17 protein-coding genes are annotated in these 16,370 nt (G+C 71.9%); 8 read left to right on the top strand and 9 right to left on the bottom strand.

The window, feature by feature from the left end; genetic code table 11:
• The coding region (locus ACFXOA_RS19190) for an endo alpha-1,4 polygalactosaminidase (protein WP_385029443.1) at nt 1-688 on the top strand (688 nt) is incomplete at its 5' end.
• Between the two features lie 182 nt (nt 689-870).
• Here ACFXOA_RS19190 and ACFXOA_RS19195 read toward each other — a convergent pair.
• The 4 genes from ACFXOA_RS19195 to ACFXOA_RS19210 all read right to left on the bottom strand — a co-directional run bounded on the left by ACFXOA_RS19195 (nt 871) and on the right by ACFXOA_RS19210 (nt 4,143).
• Entirely contained in the window at nt 871-1,257 is a 387-nt protein-coding gene (locus tag ACFXOA_RS19195; protein WP_385029752.1) for a DUF2267 domain-containing protein, read from the bottom strand.
• Nucleotides 1,258-1,432: 175 nt separating this feature from the next.
• Nucleotides 1,433-1,624 (bottom strand): DUF6381 family protein, encoded by a 192-nt coding sequence (locus ACFXOA_RS19200; protein WP_385029446.1) that lies wholly within the window; start codon nt 1,622-1,624, stop codon nt 1,433-1,435.
• 111 nt (nt 1,625-1,735) lie between these two features.
• Nucleotides 1,736-2,356: an L-threonylcarbamoyladenylate synthase gene (locus ACFXOA_RS19205; RefSeq protein WP_385029448.1), complete on the bottom strand. Its 621-nt coding sequence runs from the start codon at nt 2,354-2,356 to the stop codon at nt 1,736-1,738.
• Nucleotides 2,357-2,781: 425 nt separating this feature from the next.
• Nucleotides 2,782-4,143, bottom strand: coding sequence for an FAD-dependent oxidoreductase (locus ACFXOA_RS19210; RefSeq protein ID WP_385029451.1), 1,362 nt, complete (start codon nt 4,141-4,143; stop codon nt 2,782-2,784).
• A 321-nt stretch (nt 4,144-4,464) separates the two neighbouring features.
• Here ACFXOA_RS19210 and ACFXOA_RS19215 point away from each other — a divergent pair, with 321 nt between their 5' ends.
• A complete protein-coding gene (locus ACFXOA_RS19215; RefSeq protein WP_385029454.1) occupies nt 4,465-4,908 on the top strand; it encodes a nitroreductase family deazaflavin-dependent oxidoreductase in 444 nt (147 codons plus the stop codon).
• Between the two features lie 85 nt (nt 4,909-4,993).
• Here the strand turns inward: ACFXOA_RS19215 and ACFXOA_RS19220 are convergent, their stop codons facing one another.
• From ACFXOA_RS19220 to ACFXOA_RS19235, 4 genes are all read right to left on the bottom strand, one after another.
• Nucleotides 4,994-5,497, bottom strand: coding sequence for a GNAT family N-acetyltransferase (locus tag ACFXOA_RS19220; RefSeq protein ID WP_385029457.1), 504 nt, complete (start codon nt 5,495-5,497; stop codon nt 4,994-4,996).
• Between the two features lie 81 nt (nt 5,498-5,578).
• Complete coding sequence (locus tag ACFXOA_RS19225; RefSeq protein WP_385029460.1) at nt 5,579-6,508, bottom strand: PmoA family protein; 930 nt, start codon at nt 6,506-6,508, stop codon at nt 5,579-5,581.
• The gene (locus ACFXOA_RS19230) at nt 6,505-7,668 is read right to left on the bottom strand and encodes a Gfo/Idh/MocA family protein (protein ID WP_385029463.1); all 1,164 of its coding nucleotides are present in this window, start codon (nt 7,666-7,668) and stop codon (nt 6,505-6,507) included. The genes ACFXOA_RS19225 and ACFXOA_RS19230 overlap by 4 nt, the downstream gene beginning before the upstream one ends.
• Nucleotides 7,669-7,937: 269 nt before the next feature.
• On the bottom strand, nt 7,938-8,762 hold the full coding sequence (locus ACFXOA_RS19235; RefSeq protein WP_385029466.1) for an aldo/keto reductase: 825 nt from the start codon (nt 8,760-8,762) through the stop codon (nt 7,938-7,940).
• Nucleotides 8,763-9,325: 563 nt separating this feature from the next.
• Here ACFXOA_RS19235 and ACFXOA_RS19240 point away from each other — a divergent pair.
• Complete coding sequence (locus ACFXOA_RS19240) at nt 9,326-10,627, top strand: alpha/beta fold hydrolase (protein WP_385029469.1); 1,302 nt, start codon at nt 9,326-9,328, stop codon at nt 10,625-10,627.
• A 42-nt stretch (nt 10,628-10,669) separates the two neighbouring features.
• Here ACFXOA_RS19240 and ACFXOA_RS19245 read toward each other — a convergent pair whose 3' ends face one another.
• Entirely contained in the window at nt 10,670-11,242 is a 573-nt protein-coding gene (locus ACFXOA_RS19245; RefSeq protein ID WP_385029472.1) for a rhodanese-like domain-containing protein, read from the bottom strand.
• 199 nt (nt 11,243-11,441) lie between these two features.
• Here ACFXOA_RS19245 and ACFXOA_RS19250 point away from each other — a divergent pair, with 199 nt between their 5' ends.
• The 5 genes from ACFXOA_RS19250 (at nt 11,442) to ACFXOA_RS19270 (ending at nt 16,238) form a co-directional block, all read left to right on the top strand.
• Nucleotides 11,442-12,164: a PIG-L deacetylase family protein gene (locus ACFXOA_RS19250; RefSeq protein ID WP_385029475.1), complete on the top strand. Its 723-nt coding sequence runs from the start codon at nt 11,442-11,444 to the stop codon at nt 12,162-12,164.
• Between the two features lie 61 nt (nt 12,165-12,225).
• A complete protein-coding gene (locus ACFXOA_RS19255) occupies nt 12,226-12,861 on the top strand; it encodes a helix-turn-helix domain-containing protein (RefSeq protein WP_385029478.1) in 636 nt (211 codons plus the stop codon).
• A gap of 103 nt (nt 12,862-12,964) precedes the next feature.
• The gene (locus ACFXOA_RS19260) at nt 12,965-13,933 is read left to right on the top strand and encodes an NADPH:quinone oxidoreductase family protein (RefSeq protein ID WP_385029480.1); all 969 of its coding nucleotides are present in this window, start codon (nt 12,965-12,967) and stop codon (nt 13,931-13,933) included.
• On the top strand, nt 13,930-15,120 hold the full coding sequence (locus ACFXOA_RS19265) for an acyl-CoA dehydrogenase family protein (RefSeq protein ID WP_385029483.1): 1,191 nt from the start codon (nt 13,930-13,932) through the stop codon (nt 15,118-15,120). The genes ACFXOA_RS19260 and ACFXOA_RS19265 overlap by 4 nt, the downstream gene beginning before the upstream one ends.
• Nucleotides 15,117-16,238 carry an acyl-CoA dehydrogenase family protein gene (locus ACFXOA_RS19270; RefSeq protein WP_385029486.1) on the top strand — a complete coding sequence of 374 codons (1,122 nt, stop codon included), beginning with the start codon at nt 15,117-15,119 and terminating at the stop codon, nt 16,236-16,238. Before ACFXOA_RS19265 ends, ACFXOA_RS19270 begins: the two co-directional genes overlap by 4 nt.
• Nucleotides 16,239-16,370: the final 132 nt, after the last annotated feature.

Genomic DNA, 16,370 nt, shown 5'->3' on the forward strand with positions numbered 1-16,370 from the left:
CACCGCGCAGCGAAGCAGGAACCCACCCGACACCGCAGCCCTCAACGGCACGGTAGGCGGGAATCGCCGTCCTTCAGGGCGGCGAGGATGTCAAGTGAACGCCTTCCAGACGCAGCCCGGCACGCTGCGATGGTGGCAGAACACCCACCCCGGCCTCCTGCTGCGTGACGCCGGAGGGAGGACGGTCATCGACGAGGGCTGGGACGAGGTGCTGCTGGACACCTCGACGCCGCGCAAGCGCGCGGAGCTCGCGGATGTCGTCGGTGGCTGGATCGACGGATGCGCCGAAAGCGGCTTCCAGGCGGTCGAGCCCGACAACCTGGACTCCTTCGAGCGTTCGGAGGGCAGGCTGACCCGGTCCGGCAACGCGGCCCTGGCCACGGTCCTCGCGGAGCGCGCCCACGCGGCCGGGCTCGCCATCGGGCAGAAGAACACCACCCAGCTGCTCGGGCAGGGCGCCGCGATCGGCTTCGACTTCGCGGTGACCGAGGAGTGCGCGCGCTACGACGAGTGCGGCGCGTACGCCGACACCTACGACGGCAGGGTGTTCGCCGTCGAGTACGAGGGAGAAGGCGCGGGGGACTTCGACGACGCCTGCTCGGCATGGGGCGACGAGGTCTCCCTCGTCCAGCGCGACCTGGCGGTGCTCCCCGAGGGCCGGAAGGGATACATCCACCGGACCTGCTGAGGTCGGGGATGCCTCCCGTACGCCAGGACCGGGCCCGGTGAGCACCGTAGGAATCCCGTGCCCGCCCTTCGCCACCGGCGGGTCGGACGGGGAGCGGCCGCACGGGGATCAGGCCGGACGGTCGGCGTTGTGAGGAGCCCGACGCCCTCCGGCCGGGCACCCCGCACAGTCCGAAGACCGCGTCAGGACTCAGGGTGGCCGAACAGCATGTCGTAGCCCGGCGGGAGCTGGAGCAGTACCCGCTCCAGCAGCGCGTCCCCGGCGGCGTCGGCCACGACGCTGAGAACCGCGCTCGTGTCCCAGGCCGCGGTCCGCTCGTTGGCCCCCTCGATCCACGCGGAGACCGCACGGACGAAACGCTCGGCGCTGAGCGGCTCGGCGGCCTGCAGGGGGTTGAGGAGGATGAGGGCGAAGGTCTCCGGCAGGCACGCGGCGAGCTCGTTCCTCTCCTCGCCGACCACGTGGGCCCCCAGCAGTGCGAGGACCACCCGTGACGCCCGCTCCGCCTCCAGCGCAGAAGGATATTCACCGCGTTCCTGAACGGCTTCCAGGAACGGTTGCCATCTCATGTACGTCACGGATTCCCCTTCGCGGAGCGCGGGCGGAGAGCGGGGCGGGGGAGGGGAAGCCCGTGCCCCGCCCTCCGCGCATCCACCGCATGTCACCCTTGTACCGGTGGTAACACGCCCCCTCGGCGGTGGCAAGCCGAGGCCCGCCCCGCGGCGCCGGAAGCCACGCCGGCGGCTACCACATGGGATAGATGTCCCCGCTCGACATGCCGCTGACCTGCTCGCTCCGGGACTCGAGCCGGTGCGCCTCGTCCTCGAGCCGCTGCCGCTCGGAGGGGTCGCCGGCCTTCTCAGCCGCCCTCTCCAGGTCCTCGGCCCGGTGACGCATCTCCTGGAGGCGCTCCTTGACGTCGTCTGGCTCGCTCATGATCACTCCCTGGGTGGGCTGAGGGGACCCCTCAACCGAAGCAGGCACCCAGGGGTACGCGCATCTCGGAGCGGGCGCCGAAAGTGTGGAGTGACCGTGCGGAACCCCCGTCTACTCGAAGCGGGTCACGTCGCCCGCCCCCCGGCGCACGATCTCCAGTTCGCCCCCGGAGAAGTCGATGACGGTGGTCGGCTCCGTACCGCAGTCGCCGGAGTCCAGCACCACGTCCACGACATGGTCCAGCCGCTCCTTGATCTCCCAGCCCTGAGTCAGCGGTTCCTCCTCGTCCGGCAGGAGCAGGGTGCTGGAGAGCAGGGGTTCACCGAGCTCACCCAGGAGGGCCTGGGTGACGGTGTGGTCGGGGATGCGGACGCCGACGGTCTTCTTCTTCGGGTGCAGCAACTGCCGGGGCACCTCTTTGGTGGCGGGCAGGATGAAGGTGTAACTGCCGGGTGTCGACGCCTTGATGGTGCGGAAGACGTCGTTGTCGACCTGCACGAACTGGCCGAGCTGTGCGAAGTTCTGGCACACCAGCGTGAAGTGGTGGCGGTCGTCCAGGTTCCGGATGGAGCGGATCCGGTCGATGCCGTCGCGGCTGCCGAGTTGGCATCCCAACGCGTAGCAGGAGTCGGTCGGATAGGCGACTAGGGCTCCGGACCGGATGCTCTCGGCCACGTTGGTGATGGTGCGGCGCTGGGGATTCTCTGGGTGCACATCGAAGTACTTGGCCATCCGGCGAGTCTACGACCTCGGGGCTCCGGCTCCCCCTCGGCACAGGTGTGCGAGCAGGCGGGCCGTACGCGCGGGGCAGGCCCCCGCGTCCGGAGCCACGGACTTCGCACCTACGGGCCCGGGGCGCGGGCCGTGCGCGTCGTGCGTCCGGCCCGACCCGAGACCGGACCGCTCGCCCGGCCTCCTCCCGCCCGCCGAGCGGCCGCGCCCCGGCGTCCTCGTCGAGGAGGACGCCGGGGCGCGGAGCGGTCCAGAGCCTCTCGTCTGGATCATGCCGGGCTCGCGTGCCCCGGTGCCGCACCTCGCGGCGTTGTCGTCGGTCCCCGACGCTCTGCGTCGACTCCCTCCTCCGCCTTGCGATGCACGGCACCAGGCCCAGCTTCCTGATCCGGCCTGATCCGAACGAAAGCCCCTGGTGAAGGGCATCAGGCTCCGGAGGCGTCCAGCATCGCCGCCCGGTCGACCACCTTGACGCGCTCACGGCCCTGCTCGGCTCCGAGCGCCTGCTCGTGCGCGTCCAGGCGGTGCCACCCCTCCTTGGTGGTGTAGCGGACACCGCGCTGCTCCAGGTAGTCCACGATCGCGTCGGCCTCCGGCTGCGCGGGCTCGGCCAGCCGTCCTGCCGCGTGGTCCTCCAGCAGGCACGCCACCGTCTCGTTGGCGTCCCCCTTGGTGTGGCCGATCAGGCCGATCGGACCGCGCTTGATCCATCCGGTGACGTAGACCGAGGGCATCGGCTCGTCGCCGGTCAGGACCCGGCCTGCCGCGTGCGGCACAGTGCCGGACACGACGTCGAACGGCAGCTTCGGCAGCTCCTCCGAGTAGTAACCGACCGCACGGTAGACGCTCTGCACGTCCCAGTCCGTGTGGCGGCCGGTGCCCCTGACGTTGCCCGTGCCGTCCAGCTCGGTGCGCTCGGTGCGCAGGGCGACGACGCGGCCGTCCTCGCCGACCACCTCGACGGGCGACTCGAAGAAGTGCAGGAACAGCTTGTGGGGCCGGTCGCCGACGTCCCTGATCGCCCAGTTCTCCAGCGTGGAGGCGACCATGTTGGCCTGCTTGTTCTCCCGGCGGGTGGCGATCGACCCCTCGTCGTAGTCGATGTCCTCGGGGTTGACGATGACCTCGATGTTCGGCGAGTGGTCCAGCTCGCGCAGCTCCATCGGGCTGAACTTCGCCTGGGCCGGTCCACGCCGGCCGAAGACGTGGACCTCGAGGGCCTTGTTCGCCTTGAGGCCGTCGTAGACGTTCGCAGGGATCTCGGTCGGGAGCAGCTCGTCCGCCGTCTTGGCCAGGATGCGCGCCACGTCCAGGGCGACGTTGCCCACTCCGAGGACCGCCACCTTCTCGGCTTCGAGCGGCCAGGTGCGCGGAACCTCCGGGTGGCCGTCGTACCAGGCGACGAAATCGGCGGCGCCGTAGGAACCCTCGAGATCGATGCCCGGTATGTCCAGGGCCCGGTCGGCGTCGGCGCCGGTCGAGAAGATCACGGCGTCGTAGAAGGACCTGAGGTCGTCCAGGCCGATGTCGTTCGGGTAGTCGACGTTCCCGAAGAGGCGCAGCTGCGGCTTGTCCAGGACCTGGTGCAGCGCCTTGACGATGCCCTTGATCCGCGGGTGGTCCGGCGCCACGCCGTACCGGATCAGGCCGAAGGGCGCGGGCATGCGCTCGAACAGGTCGATCGATACGCCCGGCTCCTGGGCGGCCTCGGACTTGAGAAGCGCGTCCGCAGCGTAGATTCCGGCGGGACCGGCTCCGACGATGGCGACGCGGACGGGGCGTGTCATGGAGTGTTGTTCCTTAGGGCGGACGAGCACGGGCAGAGTGCAGCGGAGTAAGGCTTGGCTTACTCCGCTGCCCCCACGGTACGGCCTGCGCTCGACGAACACCGGAGTGGGGCAAGACCTGATGTCGTACATATCTGGATGTATGACGCTTAAAGTCCCTCGATTCCGCGCGCGGAAGGCCGTTCTGCCGTCTCACGTGTGTCCAGGAAGTGAGACAGCGGGTGTGAGGCGGTCCCGGCCGGTGTCACCGCGCGCTTCTCGCCGCCACCGGAGCATGATGGAGGGCGACGATGGCAGCACTTCGACGAGAGGACACAGGGCATGCCGATCGAGGGCGAGTACGAGCCGAGTCCGACGGCGTGGGTCCGTGAGCAGGTCGAGCTGATCGAGAGCTCCGGCGGGACGCGGGGGACCACGATGCGGGGCATGCCCGTCATCCTCCTGACGACGCGTGGCGCGAAGTCCGGGAAGGTCCGCAAGACCCCGCTCATGCGGGTCGAGCACGAAGGCCGCTACGCCGCGGTCGCCTCCCTCGGCGGCGCACCCAAGCACCCAGTCTGGTACTACAACGTCCTCGCCGACCCCCAGGTGGAGCTGAGGGACGGGACGACGAGCCAGGACATGGTCGCCCGCGAGGTGACGGGGGAGGAGAAGGCCCTCTGGTGGGAACGCGCCGTGCAGGCGTTCCCGGACTACGCGGACTACCAGGAGAAGACCGAGCGGGAGATCCCGCTCTTCGTCCTCGCCCCGGCGGGCAAGGGCTGATCCCGGAGCTCCCGTACGGACCGGCAGCGCCACGAACCTGCCGGTCCCGCTGCCCGCTGCCCCCCTCCGGGGGATCCCCGGACCCTCACCGCAGGGTGCGCGTCATCCAGGCGATCTCGCCGCCGTCCTCCACGGAGACACGATCGCGCGCGAACCCGTGCTTCTCCAGTACGCGGAGCGACGCGGTGTTCCACGTCCCCACCGTCGCCCAGAGCCGTCTCCTCCCGGTAGCCCTGGCGGCTCCGAGCACGGCGCCCGCCGCCTCGGTGGCGTACCCGCACCCGTGCGCGCGACGGAAGAACTCGTACGCGATCTCGGGTTCCTCCAGGGTGGACCGGCCGATGATCAGGCCGCAGTACCCGATGAAGTCACCCTCCTGGCGCCGCCGGACGGGCAGCAGGGCGATGCCGGTCATCGTCGTGGCGGCCAGCAGCTCCCCGATGCCCTTCCGCGCGCGCTCGACCGTGTACGTCTCGGTGCCGCGTTCGCGGAGGAGGGCGCTGAACTCCGCGGCATCCGACTCCTCCCACGGGCACAGTGCCAGCCGCTCGGTCTCGAGGTGGAACGGCATCGTCTCGTAGCTGGACATACGTTCACCCTGCCCCACGGGCCGGTCCGACGGCATCCCGTCGGCGCGACCCGCCGGCGGGGCCCCGCGCGGACGGACGGGCTACCAGACGAGCCCGTCCACCATGGCCGCGATACGGCCGCGCTCCCAGGCGCCGTCCGCGACCACCACCCGGTAGCGCCTGGCGAGGGTCGCGCCAGGGGCCAGGACCAGCTCGTCGTGGAAGGCGAAGGAGGGGGCGACCGCGGCGAACGAGGAGTTGCGCACGAACCAGTGCGCCGGGTGCTCGCCGCGCGCACCCGAGTGGTCGTTCTCGGGGGCGTGCACGAAGACGAGCGTCGCGTGCCCGTCGGACTCGTCGTGCTCCCCGCTGTACGCGAGCCAGGGAGCCTGCTGTCCCATCAGCTCCGGCCCCTCCGCGTGCGGTGCGATGATGCTGCCGTCCCGGAATGCGCGCGGCCCCCGCCAGAAGAGCCCGGTGTATCCAGCCGCCGGGCGGCCGTGAGTCGTCGGACTGCCGAACCGCAGCGGCTCCACCCGCCGGTTGGTGATCTCGGACGACCAGGTGAGCGCCCAGCTGCCGCCCGGTTCGTCGATGTCGTGGACCTCGATCCGGCGGATCTCCTCCGCCCACAGTTCCCCGCTCCGGGGATGCCAGGAGAGCCGCTCGGCGATCCGCAGACCACCGGCCTCCACCGACACCTCGTCGAACGCGACGTGGGCCATCGACCCCACCCGCTCCGGCAGGGCTAGGTACCCCTGCCCGTGCACATAGCTGTTGCCGCCCCACAGGTTCGCGCCCGACAGGTGCGAGGCCGTCATCTGCAAGCCCTTGTGCCAACGGTGGTCGTTGGGCCGGTAGCCCGTCACGATCCGGCCCGACAGCGTGCGCAGCGGGTGGATGTACGGCTTCGGGGCCTCCCAGGCGTCCTCGGCCCGGTAGACGTAGCGCAGAAGCTCCACCCCGGTCGCACCCACCGTGACCGAGAGGTGGTCGCCGTGACGGTGGACCACGTCCAGGCGGTTCGTCACGCGCCCGCCCCTTCCCGGACCTCGAGGCGCTCCGGGGCCCATCCGGGGGCGTTGCCGTGCAGGGCGCCGTAGTACGGATCACCCGGAACGATCTCGCCCGCGCGCACGGGCATACCGGTGAAGGCCGACTTGTACAGGGCGGCCACCAGTTCGAGGCTCTTGCGCCCGTCCGGGCCGCTGCTCCTCGGCCTGCGTCCGGCTCGCAGATCCGCGAGGAGGCCCTTGAGCTGAGCCTCGTGCGAACTGGGCACATCCTGCCCGAAGTCCCTCCAGCGATCGGCCTCCTCGGAGGTGACGCCAGGTGCCGGCGTGATCCGCCAGTCCGCGTTCCGGTACCCGTACAGGTGGGTGAGCTCCACCGTCGCGCGCTCGCAGTCGATCCGGATCCTGCTCACCTCGTCGGGGCTGAGCACGCTGTTGACCACGGTCGCCATCGCGCCGCTCTCGAAGCGTACGAGAGCGGTGGACACGTCCTCCGTCTCCACGTCGTGCACCAGGCGGCCGGCCATGGCGCGGATCTCGGCCCAGGGTCCCAGCAGGTCGAGGAGCAGATCCATCTGGTGGATGCCGTGGCCCATCGAGGGGCCTCCGCCCTCACTGCTCCAACTTCCCCGCCACGGAACCGAGTAGTAGGCCGAGTCCCGGTACCACGTGGTCTGGCAGTGGGCGACCAGCGGCCGGCCCATCTCCTCGCGTTCGAGCAGGCCGCGTACGTGCTCGGATCCCGAGCCGAAGCGGTGCTGGAAGACGATCGCGGCATAGGGTCCGCCACCCCCGGACCCTTCCGAGGCCTCGATCGCGTCGAAGTCCTCGAGGGAGGGGCAGGGGGGCTTCTCGCACCAGACCCACGCCCCCGCCCGCAGCGCCGCCACCGTCTGGTCGCGGTGGAAACTGGGCGGCGTGGCGAGGGTCACCAGGTCCGGGCGCTGCTCCGAGAGCATCCGGTCCAGGTCGGTGTACGGATGGGCGATGCCCGCGCCCGCGCAGAACTCCGCCACTCTGTCCGCGTCGACGTCCACCGCGGCGACGACCTCCAGCGGCTGCCCGGCGGCGAGCGCGGTCAGCGCGGGCAGGTGGCTGCCTCGCGCGATCGCGCCCGTACCCACGATCGCGACCCGGATCGGCCGCTGCTGCGAGGAATTGCTGGACGTGGGAAACACCCCTTCAGGCGGAAAAGGACGCGCCGACCTGGTAGCAAGCGCTTTCTATCCGAACCTAGGCTTCGCGCCCGAGGTGGGTCAAGGGGTGGGCGGCCGGAGGTTGTCCTGGCGTCGGGGGAGGGCGGGGAGGCCGCCGGTCGTGCTCTGCCGGTCGTCGCCGGCTCAGGGTGCCCGGTGACCCGGCGGCTGTCCTGGCCGGCCTACGGTCCGGTGGCGCGGCTCCGGCGGGCGGGCGCCCGCCGTGCCCGCCCGTCCGGCGCCGGACCAGGTCAGTTGAGGGTGTCGGGGTCCGGGCCCGTGCGCATGCCGCGGTCCAGTCCCGCGATCGCGTCCATGTCGGCGGCCGTGAGTTCGAAGTCGAACACGTCGATGTTCTGCCGGATGCGCTCCGGTGTGACCGACTTGGGGATGACGATGTTGCCGAGCTGGAGGTGCCAGCGCAGCACCACCTGGGCCGGTGTCCTGCCGTGGCGTTCGGCGAGCGCGGTCACGGCGTCCTCGCCGAGCAGCGCGCCCTGTGCGAGCGGGCTCCAGGCCTCGGTGGCGATGCCGGACTCCGCGTGCAGGGCGCGCAGCTCGCCCTGCTGGAGTCCGGGGTGCAGCTCGATCTGGTTGACGGCCGGGACGAGTGAGCTCTCCTCCCGCAGGCGGTGCAGGTGCGCCGGCTGGAAGTTGGAGACGCCTGCGGCGCGGATCCGGCCGTCGGCCAGGAGCTTCTCCAGCGCGCGCCAGGTGTCGGCGTAGAGGCCGCGTGCCGGGGTGGGCCAGTGGATGAGGTAGAGGTCGACGTGGTCGAGACCGAGCTTGGCCAGACTGGCGTCGAAGGCCCGGAGCGCGGCGTCGTACCCCTGGTCCGCGTTCCAGAGCTTGGTGGTGACGAAGAGTTCCTCGCGGGGGAGTCCGGCGGAGGCCAGTGCGCGGCCGACGCCGGCCTCGTTGCCGTAGACGGCGGCCGTGTCGATGGACCGGTAGCCCGCCTCCAGGGCGCTGGTGACCGCGGCGGTGGTCTCGTCGTCGGGTACCTGGAACACGCCGAAGCCGAGCTGCGGGATCGTGACGCCGTTGTTCAGCGTGACGGTGGGGACCGTGGGCATGGTGGGCCTCTCATGGTGTCGGACGGGGATGGTCCGCGTGCGGTGATTACTGGCGTACACAATAGTTGCGTACGCGGGTTAATGGCAAACGCTGGCACATTCGCTCAAGTCCGGCGCCGTCGCGATCGCCGGTCCTGACGGGAGCACCCTTGCGCCGCACCCCGCGCGCCGGATGCCGACAGGCCGTCGTGGCCCGCTCATGCCGTCCGGACGGCCCCGCTTCTCCGTCCCGGCCGGGGTGCGTTTCCTGGGAATCCCGGGTCGGGGTGCGTGCCGGGGGAATTCCCGGCCGGGCGGTGCTTGTCCGGAGAGGGGGCGGCCGGGAGGGGCGGGTACGCCCGGGCGGTGCGTGTCCGGGGAATCCCCGGGCCGGAGGGGGCTCGCGGCACGTCCCGCCGGGGCCGGCGCTCGCGGAAGCTCGGCCCGGCTTCTCGATCCCGCGGCCGTCCCGCCGGGACGGCGCGTACCCGCGGAAGTCCCCGCTCAGCCCGCGAGGACCCGGACCCGGCCGGGACGTCCGGATGTGCTGAACTGTCCGTGAAGCACCGGATACAGGAGTCAACGTGCACAGCTACAGCCAGCCCGGCGTCGTCCTCACCGACCGCTGGTTCACCGTCCCGCTCGATCACGGTGAGCCGGACGGCGAGACGCTCGAGATCTTCGGCCGCGAGGTCGTGGCGGCAGGCAGGGATGCCGAGGACCTTCCGTGGCTGGTCTACCTGGAGGGCGGCCCGGGTTTCGGCGCGCGCCGTTTCGTGGGTACGGAGGCATGGCTGGGCCGGGCGGTACGGGAGTTCCGGGTGCTGCTGCTGGACCAGCGGGGCACCGGCCTCTCGGCTCCGGCGAACCGGCAGACCCTGCCGCTGCGCGGCGGCCCCGGAGAACAGGCGGCCTACCTGGCGCACTTCCGCGCCGACAGCATCGTCCGCGACTGCGAACTGATCCGCCCCCGGCTCACCGGCGGGGCGCCCTGGACCGTGCTGGGACAGTCGTTCGGCGGTTTCTGCGCGGTGCGCTACCTGTCGGCCTCCCCCGAGGGGCTGGAAGCCGTCCTGATCACCGGAGGTCTGCCCTCGCTGGATGCCTCGGCCGACGAGGTCTACCGGGCCGCCTACCCCCGGATCGAGCGCAAGGTCGCCGCGCACTACGCCCGCTACCCGCAGGACGTCGCCCGCGCACGCGCGATCGCCTCGTACCTCTCGGCGAACCGCCCCGACCACGGTGGTCACACGCTGACACCCGAGGGCTTCCAGTCCCTGGGGATCATGCTGGGCGCAGGCGACGGAAGTCACCGGCTGCACCACCTGCTGGAGAACGCCTTCGTCGACGGGGAGCGAGGGCCCGAGCTCGCGGACGCCTTCCGGGAGGCCATGCGCGCGGCCAACTCCTTCGCGGGCCACCCTCTGTACGCCCTCATGCACGAGTCGATCTACGGGCAGGGCGGATCCCCCACCCGCTGGGCGGCCGAACGGGTCCGCGCGGAGTTCCCGCAGTTCGACGCGGCCGCTGCGCTCGCCGGGGAAGGGCCTCTGCTGTTCACCGGCGAGAGCATCCACCCCTGGCACTTCGACGTCGACCCCGCCCTGCGCCCGCTGCGGGAGACCGCCGAACTCCTCGCCGAGCGCACCGACTGGCCCGTCCTGTACGACGCGGAGCGTCTGGCGGCCAACGAGGTCCCCGTGGCCGCTGTCGTCTACCACGACGACATGTACGTGGACACCGCCCACGCCCTGCGGTCCGCGTCGGCGATCCGCGGCCTGCGCACCTGGGTGACCAGCGAGTACGAGCACGACGGAGTGCGGGCGGGCGGCGAGCGCGTACTGGACCGGTTGCTCGCCCTCGTGCGGGGTGAGGCCGACCGCTGAAGGGCCGGGCCGGCGGGGTGGCGTGGACCGGCGCGTGCCCCGTCAGCCCTGGAGCGCGTCGAGCGTGGCGTCCAGGCCGGCCGCCGAACGCGGAGCGCGGTTGTGCGGGAGTTTCGCGATGACGGCCGCCATGCCGCAGGTACCGCTCACCGCGGAGTAGACGAGACCGGTGCCGATCCCGGCCGACAGCCAGCGTGCCGCGGGGAATCGGAGCCCGGCCGCCAGGCCCGCCACCACGAGCGCGCCGGCCGCGAGACGTACCTGGCGCTCCATCGGCCAGATCGCCCCGGCGCCCTCCGGGCGTTCCAGTCCGTGCCCGTCGCCCTCCCAGGCGGACGTCCCGCCGGACAGGGTGACGGCGTCGATGTCGGCGTCGGCGAGGATCTCGCACGCACGGGTGGACCGTACGCCCGAGGCGCACACCACGAGCAGGCCGCCGCGGGCCGAGGCCGATTTCAGGGCGGGCACCGCGTCCGGGATGCGGTCGAGCGGAACGTTCAGAGCGCCGGGCACGTGCCCCGACGCGTACTCGCCGGGGGCTCGTACGTCGATGACGGTGAAGTCCTCCAGGCGGGCGGCTGCCTCGGTGGGGGAGAGGGAGGCTGGGCTGATCACGGGCGGGATTCCTTTCGGTGGTCTGTGCGGGGCGTGCCCCGGGAGTCCGGTTGACGCCCGGCTGACCTTCGAGGATACCCCTGGGGGTATGACTGCCTGGTCCGGTCGGCCGCCGGCCGGGGCAACTCCTGGCCCGCCTGCCCCGAACCGCATCCGGAATGCGTCCGTTCACCGGCATCCGGCGGATAGCGTGCCCGGCATGACGGAGCAGCTGGAGCCCATGCCCACGGACTGGCGCCGCGCCCTGGCGGTGGTCGCCCACCCCGACGACCTGGAATACGGATGCGCCGCGGCGGTCGCGGGATGGACCGACGAAGGCCGCGAGGTCACCTATGTGCTCGCCAGCCGGGGTGAGGCGGGGATCGACACCATCGCCCCGGGCGAGTGCGGGCCGCTGAGGGAGCGGGAGCAGCGGGAGAGCGCCGCAGTCGTAGGGGTCGGGGTGGTCGAGTTCCTCGGCCACCGTGACGGGGTGATCGAATACGGTACGACGCTGCGCCGTGACATCGCCGCGGCCGTCCGCCGCCACCGGCCGGAACTGCTCATCACCCTCAACCACCGCGACACCTGGGGTGGAGCGGTCTGGAACACGCCGGACCACCGGGCGGTCGGCCGTGCCACGCTCGACGCCGCAGGCGACGCGGGAAACCGGTGGATCTTCCCCGAGCTGGGTCTCGAACCGTGGGACGGTGTCCGCTGGGTGGCCGTCGCCGGGACCGACCGGCCGACGCATGCGGTGGACGCGGCGCCGGGGTTCGAGAGATCCGTGCGGTCCCTCCTGGCCCACCGCACCTACATCGAGGTGCTGACGGACCAGGACCCGGAGGAGTACTGCCGCACCTTCCTCACCGGGGCGACGCGGGCGGCCGCCGGACGCTTCGGTGGCCGCCCGGCCGTCACCTTCGAGCTCTTCCCCCGCTGAGGCCGCGGGAGCCGCCGGGCCGCTGATTGACAAATGGTGTTGCTGATTCTGCAATTGGGTCATGACGGAACAGGAACCCGGCCGGAACCGGAACCCGGGGCAGAACCCGAACCAGGACGATCCCGACCTCGACGCCGTGCTGACCGGCGTGGGCCCTCGGCTGCGACGGCTGCGAAAGGACCGGGGTGTGACGCTCGCGGGGCTCGCGGAGGCCACCGGGATCTCCGTCTCCACCCTGTCCCGGCTCGAGTCCGGCGGGCGCCGCCCCAGCCTGGAATTGCTGCTGCCCATCGCCCGCGCCCACGAGGTGCCGCTCGACGACCTCGTCGGCGCGCCCCCGGTCGGTGATCCGCGCGTCAAGGCCAGACCGATCGTCCGGGACGGGAAGACCTTCCTGCCGCTCACCGCCCGCCCGGGCGGCCTGCAGGCGTACAAGGTCGTACAGGAGGCGCCATGCGCCGAAACGCCCGAGCAGCGCACCCACGAGGGGTACGAGTGGCTGTACGTACTCAGCGGCCGGCTCCGCCTCAAGCTCGCGGAGCACGATCTGGAGCTCGGGCCCGGTGAGGCCGCCGAGTTCGACACCAGGCTGCCGCACTGGTTCGGACCCGCGGGGGACGGGCCGGTCGAATTCCTCAGCCTGTTCGGGGCCCAGGGGGAGCGCATGCATGTGAGGGCCAGGCCGAAGCGCTCGTGACCGCGTGCTGAACCGAGGGGCGCAAGGTGTTCCCAGGTCGGCAAGCGACCGCTTAGTATGCGCCGGAGCAGTGGTAATGCCGACAGTGTTGTGGAGGCCCCTCATGCAGGCATGGCGAGTGCACAGGAACGGCGAACCGAGCGAGGTGATGGAGCTCGAGGAGACCGGCCGGCCGGCCCCCGGTGACGGCCAGGTGCTGCTCAAGGTGCGCGCGGCGAACATCAACTTCCCGGACGCGCTGCTCTGCCGGGGCCACTACCAGGTGAGGCCTCCGCTGCCCTTCACCCCCGGAGTGGAGATCTGCGGCGAGACCGAGGACGGGCGCCGGGTGCTCGCCACCCCCTCGCTGCCCGAGGGCGGTCTCGCCGAGTACGTGGTCGCCGACGAGGCGTCCCTGCTGCCCGTTCCCGACGCCCTCGACGACGCCGAGGCGGCCGCCCTGCACATCGGCTACCAGACCGGCTGGTTCGGACTGCACAGGCGGGCCCGCCTGCAGGCCGGCGAGACGCTGCTGGTCCACGCGGCAGCCGGCGGCGTCGGCAGCGCCGCCGTCCAGCTGGGCAAGGCGGCCGGTGCCACCGTCATCGGGGTCGCCGGAGGGCCCGAGAAGGCCGCGATCGCCCGCGAGCTGGGCTGTGACCTCGTCATCGACCGGCACAGCGAGGACATCGTCGCGCTGGTCAAGGAGGCGACCGCAGGACGCGGCGCCGACGTGGTCTACGACCCGGTCGGGGGCGACGCCTACGCCAAGTCCGTCAAGTGCATCGCCTTCGAAGGACGTGTCGTCGTCGTCGGATTCGCGAGCGGGACCATCCCCGCGCCCGGCCTCAACCACGCCCTGGTGAAGAACTACTCCGTCGTCGGACTGCACTGGGGCCTGTACAACACCAAGGACCCCGCCGCCGTACGGGCCTGCCACGACGAGCTCACCGAACTTGCCGATCGGGGAGCCGTCAAGCCCCTGGTCAGCGAACGCGTCCCCATGGCCGAGGCCGCGCGAGCCGTGCAGCGGGTCGCCGACGGGACCAGCACCGGCCGAATCGTCGTCCTGCCCTCCGGAGGCGCCCGATGAGCACAGCTGTCGACGCGGCACAGGTCCGCCGCCTCACCCAGGACCTGCTGGCCGCACACCCGCCCGCCACCACGGGACGTACGGAATTCCTCCGGGCGCGTTTCGACGCGGGCCTCGCCTGGGTGCACTACCCCGTCGGCCTCGGCGGGCTCGACGCACCGCGTTCCCTGCAGCCCGTCGTCGACGCCGAGCTCGCCGCCGCGGGGGCGCCCGACAACGACCCGCGCCGCATCGGGATCGGGCTCGGCATGGCGGCCCCCACGATCCTCGGCTACGGCACCGAGGAGCAGAAGAAGCAGTTCCTGAAGCCCCTGTGGGTCGGCGACGAGGTGTGGTGCCAGCTCTTCAGCGAGCCCGGTGCCGGGTCCGACCTGGCCGCTCTCGGCACACGCGCCGTCAAGGACGGTGACGACTGGGTGGTCGACGGGCAGAAGGTCTGGACCTCCAGCGCGCATCTCGCCCGGTGGGCGATCCTGATCGCCCGCACCGATCCGGACGTCCCCAAGCACCGCGGCATCAGCTACTTCGTCTGCGACATGACCGACCCGGGTGTCGAGGTCCGGCCGCTGCGTCAGATCACCGGGGAGGCCGAGTTCAACGAGGTCTTCCTCACCGGCGTGCGCATCCCCGACGACCGGCGGCTCGGCGCCGTCGGCGACGGCTGGAAGGTCGCGCAGACCACCCTGATGAACGAACGCGTCTCCATCGGCGGCTCACGCATCCCCCGCGAGGGAGGCATGATCGCCACCGTGGCCAGGACCTGGCGCGAACGGCCGGAGCTGCGCACCCACGACCTGCACCAGCGACTGCTCACCCTGTGGGTCGGGGCGGAGGTCGCCCGGCTCACCGGGGAGCGGCTGCGCCAGCAGCTCGTGGCGGGCCAGCCCGGCCCCGAAGGCTCCGGGATGAAGCTCGCCTTCGCCCGGCTGAACCAGGAGATCAGCGGTCTCGAGGTCGAACTCCTCGGCGACGAGGGCCTGCTGTACAGCGACTGGACCATGCGACGCCCGGAACTCGTCGACTTCACCGGGCGTGACGCCGGATACCGCTACCTGCGCTCCAAGGGCAATTCCATCGAGGGCGGTACCAGCGAGGTCCTGCTCAACATCGTGGCCGAGCGCGTCCTCGGCCTGCCCGCCGAACCGCGCAACGACAAGGACGTCGCCTGGAAGGATCTCGCACGATGACCGCACAGACCGGAACCGCCCAGGCACCCGACCTGCTCTACTCGGAAGCGGAGGAGGACCTGCGGTCCGCCGTACGGTCGCTGCTCACCGACAGGGCCGGCCCGCCGTCCGTGATCGCCGCGATCGAGTCCGACACGCCGTACGACCCGCGGCTGTGGGAATCGCTCGCCGCGGGGATCGGCGCGGCCGGGCTGCTCGTGCCGGAGAAGCTGGGCGGGCAGGGCGCCTCCCACCGTGAGGCGGCGGTCGTCCTGGAGGAACTCGGCCGCAGCGCCGCCCCGGCCCCGTACCTGACGAGCGCCGTCGTCGCCACGGAGGTCCTGCTCGCCCTGGGCGCCGAGGACGGACCTGCGGCGGAGCTCCTCGGCGAACTGGCCGCGGGCACCCGGGTCGCCGTGCTCGCCGTGCCGCTCGCCACCGCTCCGGCCGACGGCGCGGCCGCGATGACCGGCACCCTCGACCGGACGGTCACCGGTGTCGCGGAGGCCGCGGTCGCCGATGTGCTGCTGGTCCCCACGGCCGAGGGCCTGTACGCGGTGGAGACCCGTGCGAAGGGCGTCACCGTACAGCCGCTCGTCCCACTCGACCTGACCCGCCCGCTCGCCGCCGTCACCCTCGCAGGGGCGGACGGCACCCTGCTGGCGGACGCCGGACCGGCGGCGGACGCGGTCGCACGGGGCCTTCTGGTGGGCGCCGGCCTCCTCGCCTCCGAACAGCTCGGTGTGGCCGAGTGGTGCCTGTCCGAGACCGTCCGGCACACCCGTGAACGTCACCAGTTCAACCGGCCGGTGGGTTCGTTCCAGTCCCTCAAGCACCGGATGGCGCAGCTCTGGCTGGAGGTGGTCTCCGCGCGCGCCGCGGCCCGCAACGCGGCGGACGCGCTCGCGACCGGCAGCCCGGACGCCCCGCTCGCCGTGGCGGTGGCACAGGCCTACTGCTCCGGGGTCGCGGTGCACGCCGCCGAGGAGTGCGTACAGCTGCACGGTGGCATCGGCATGACCTGGGAGCACCCGGCCCACCTGTACCTGAAGCGGGCCAAGGCCGACTCCGTCGCGTACGGCACCGCGGGCCGGCATCGCGACTCGGTGGCCGCGCTGACGGAACTCCCGGCGCCGTAGGGCCGTCCCGGGGCGGGGCACGTGGGATCACGTACCCCGCCCCGGCCGTGCCACGGGCCGGAGGGCAAAGCAGCAGAACTCCGGGGGCAGAGCAGGCGACGGGCGGACGACGGGTCCTCCAACTCTTGTCAG

The sequence above is a fragment of the Streptomyces sp. NPDC059166 genome, assembly GCF_042755185.1.
Classification (GTDB): domain Bacteria; phylum Actinomycetota; class Actinomycetes; order Streptomycetales; family Streptomycetaceae; genus Streptomyces.

Coding starts and splice junctions, on each gene's coding strand:
- ACFXOA_RS19195 (WP_385029752.1), bottom strand. CDS start 1,257: ATGAGATGGCAACCGTTCCTGGAAGCCGTTCAGGAACGCGGTGAATAT.
- ACFXOA_RS19200 (WP_385029446.1), bottom strand. CDS start 1,624: ATGAGCGAGCCAGACGACGTCAAGGAGCGCCTCCAGGAGATGCGTCAC.
- ACFXOA_RS19205 (WP_385029448.1), bottom strand. CDS start 2,356: ATGGCCAAGTACTTCGATGTGCACCCAGAGAATCCCCAGCGCCGCACC.
- ACFXOA_RS19210 (WP_385029451.1), bottom strand. CDS start 4,143: ATGACACGCCCCGTCCGCGTCGCCATCGTCGGAGCCGGTCCCGCCGGA.
- ACFXOA_RS19215 (WP_385029454.1), top strand. CDS start 4,465: ATGCCGATCGAGGGCGAGTACGAGCCGAGTCCGACGGCGTGGGTCCGT.
- ACFXOA_RS19220 (WP_385029457.1), bottom strand. CDS start 5,497: ATGTCCAGCTACGAGACGATGCCGTTCCACCTCGAGACCGAGCGGCTG.
- ACFXOA_RS19235 (WP_385029466.1), bottom strand. CDS start 8,762: ATGCCCACGGTCCCCACCGTCACGCTGAACAACGGCGTCACGATCCCG.
- ACFXOA_RS19250 (WP_385029475.1), top strand. CDS start 11,442: ATGACGGAGCAGCTGGAGCCCATGCCCACGGACTGGCGCCGCGCCCTG.
- ACFXOA_RS19255 (WP_385029478.1), top strand. CDS start 12,226: ATGACGGAACAGGAACCCGGCCGGAACCGGAACCCGGGGCAGAACCCG.
- ACFXOA_RS19260 (WP_385029480.1), top strand. CDS start 12,965: ATGCAGGCATGGCGAGTGCACAGGAACGGCGAACCGAGCGAGGTGATG.
- ACFXOA_RS19265 (WP_385029483.1), top strand. CDS start 13,930: ATGAGCACAGCTGTCGACGCGGCACAGGTCCGCCGCCTCACCCAGGAC.
- ACFXOA_RS19270 (WP_385029486.1), top strand. CDS start 15,117: ATGACCGCACAGACCGGAACCGCCCAGGCACCCGACCTGCTCTACTCG.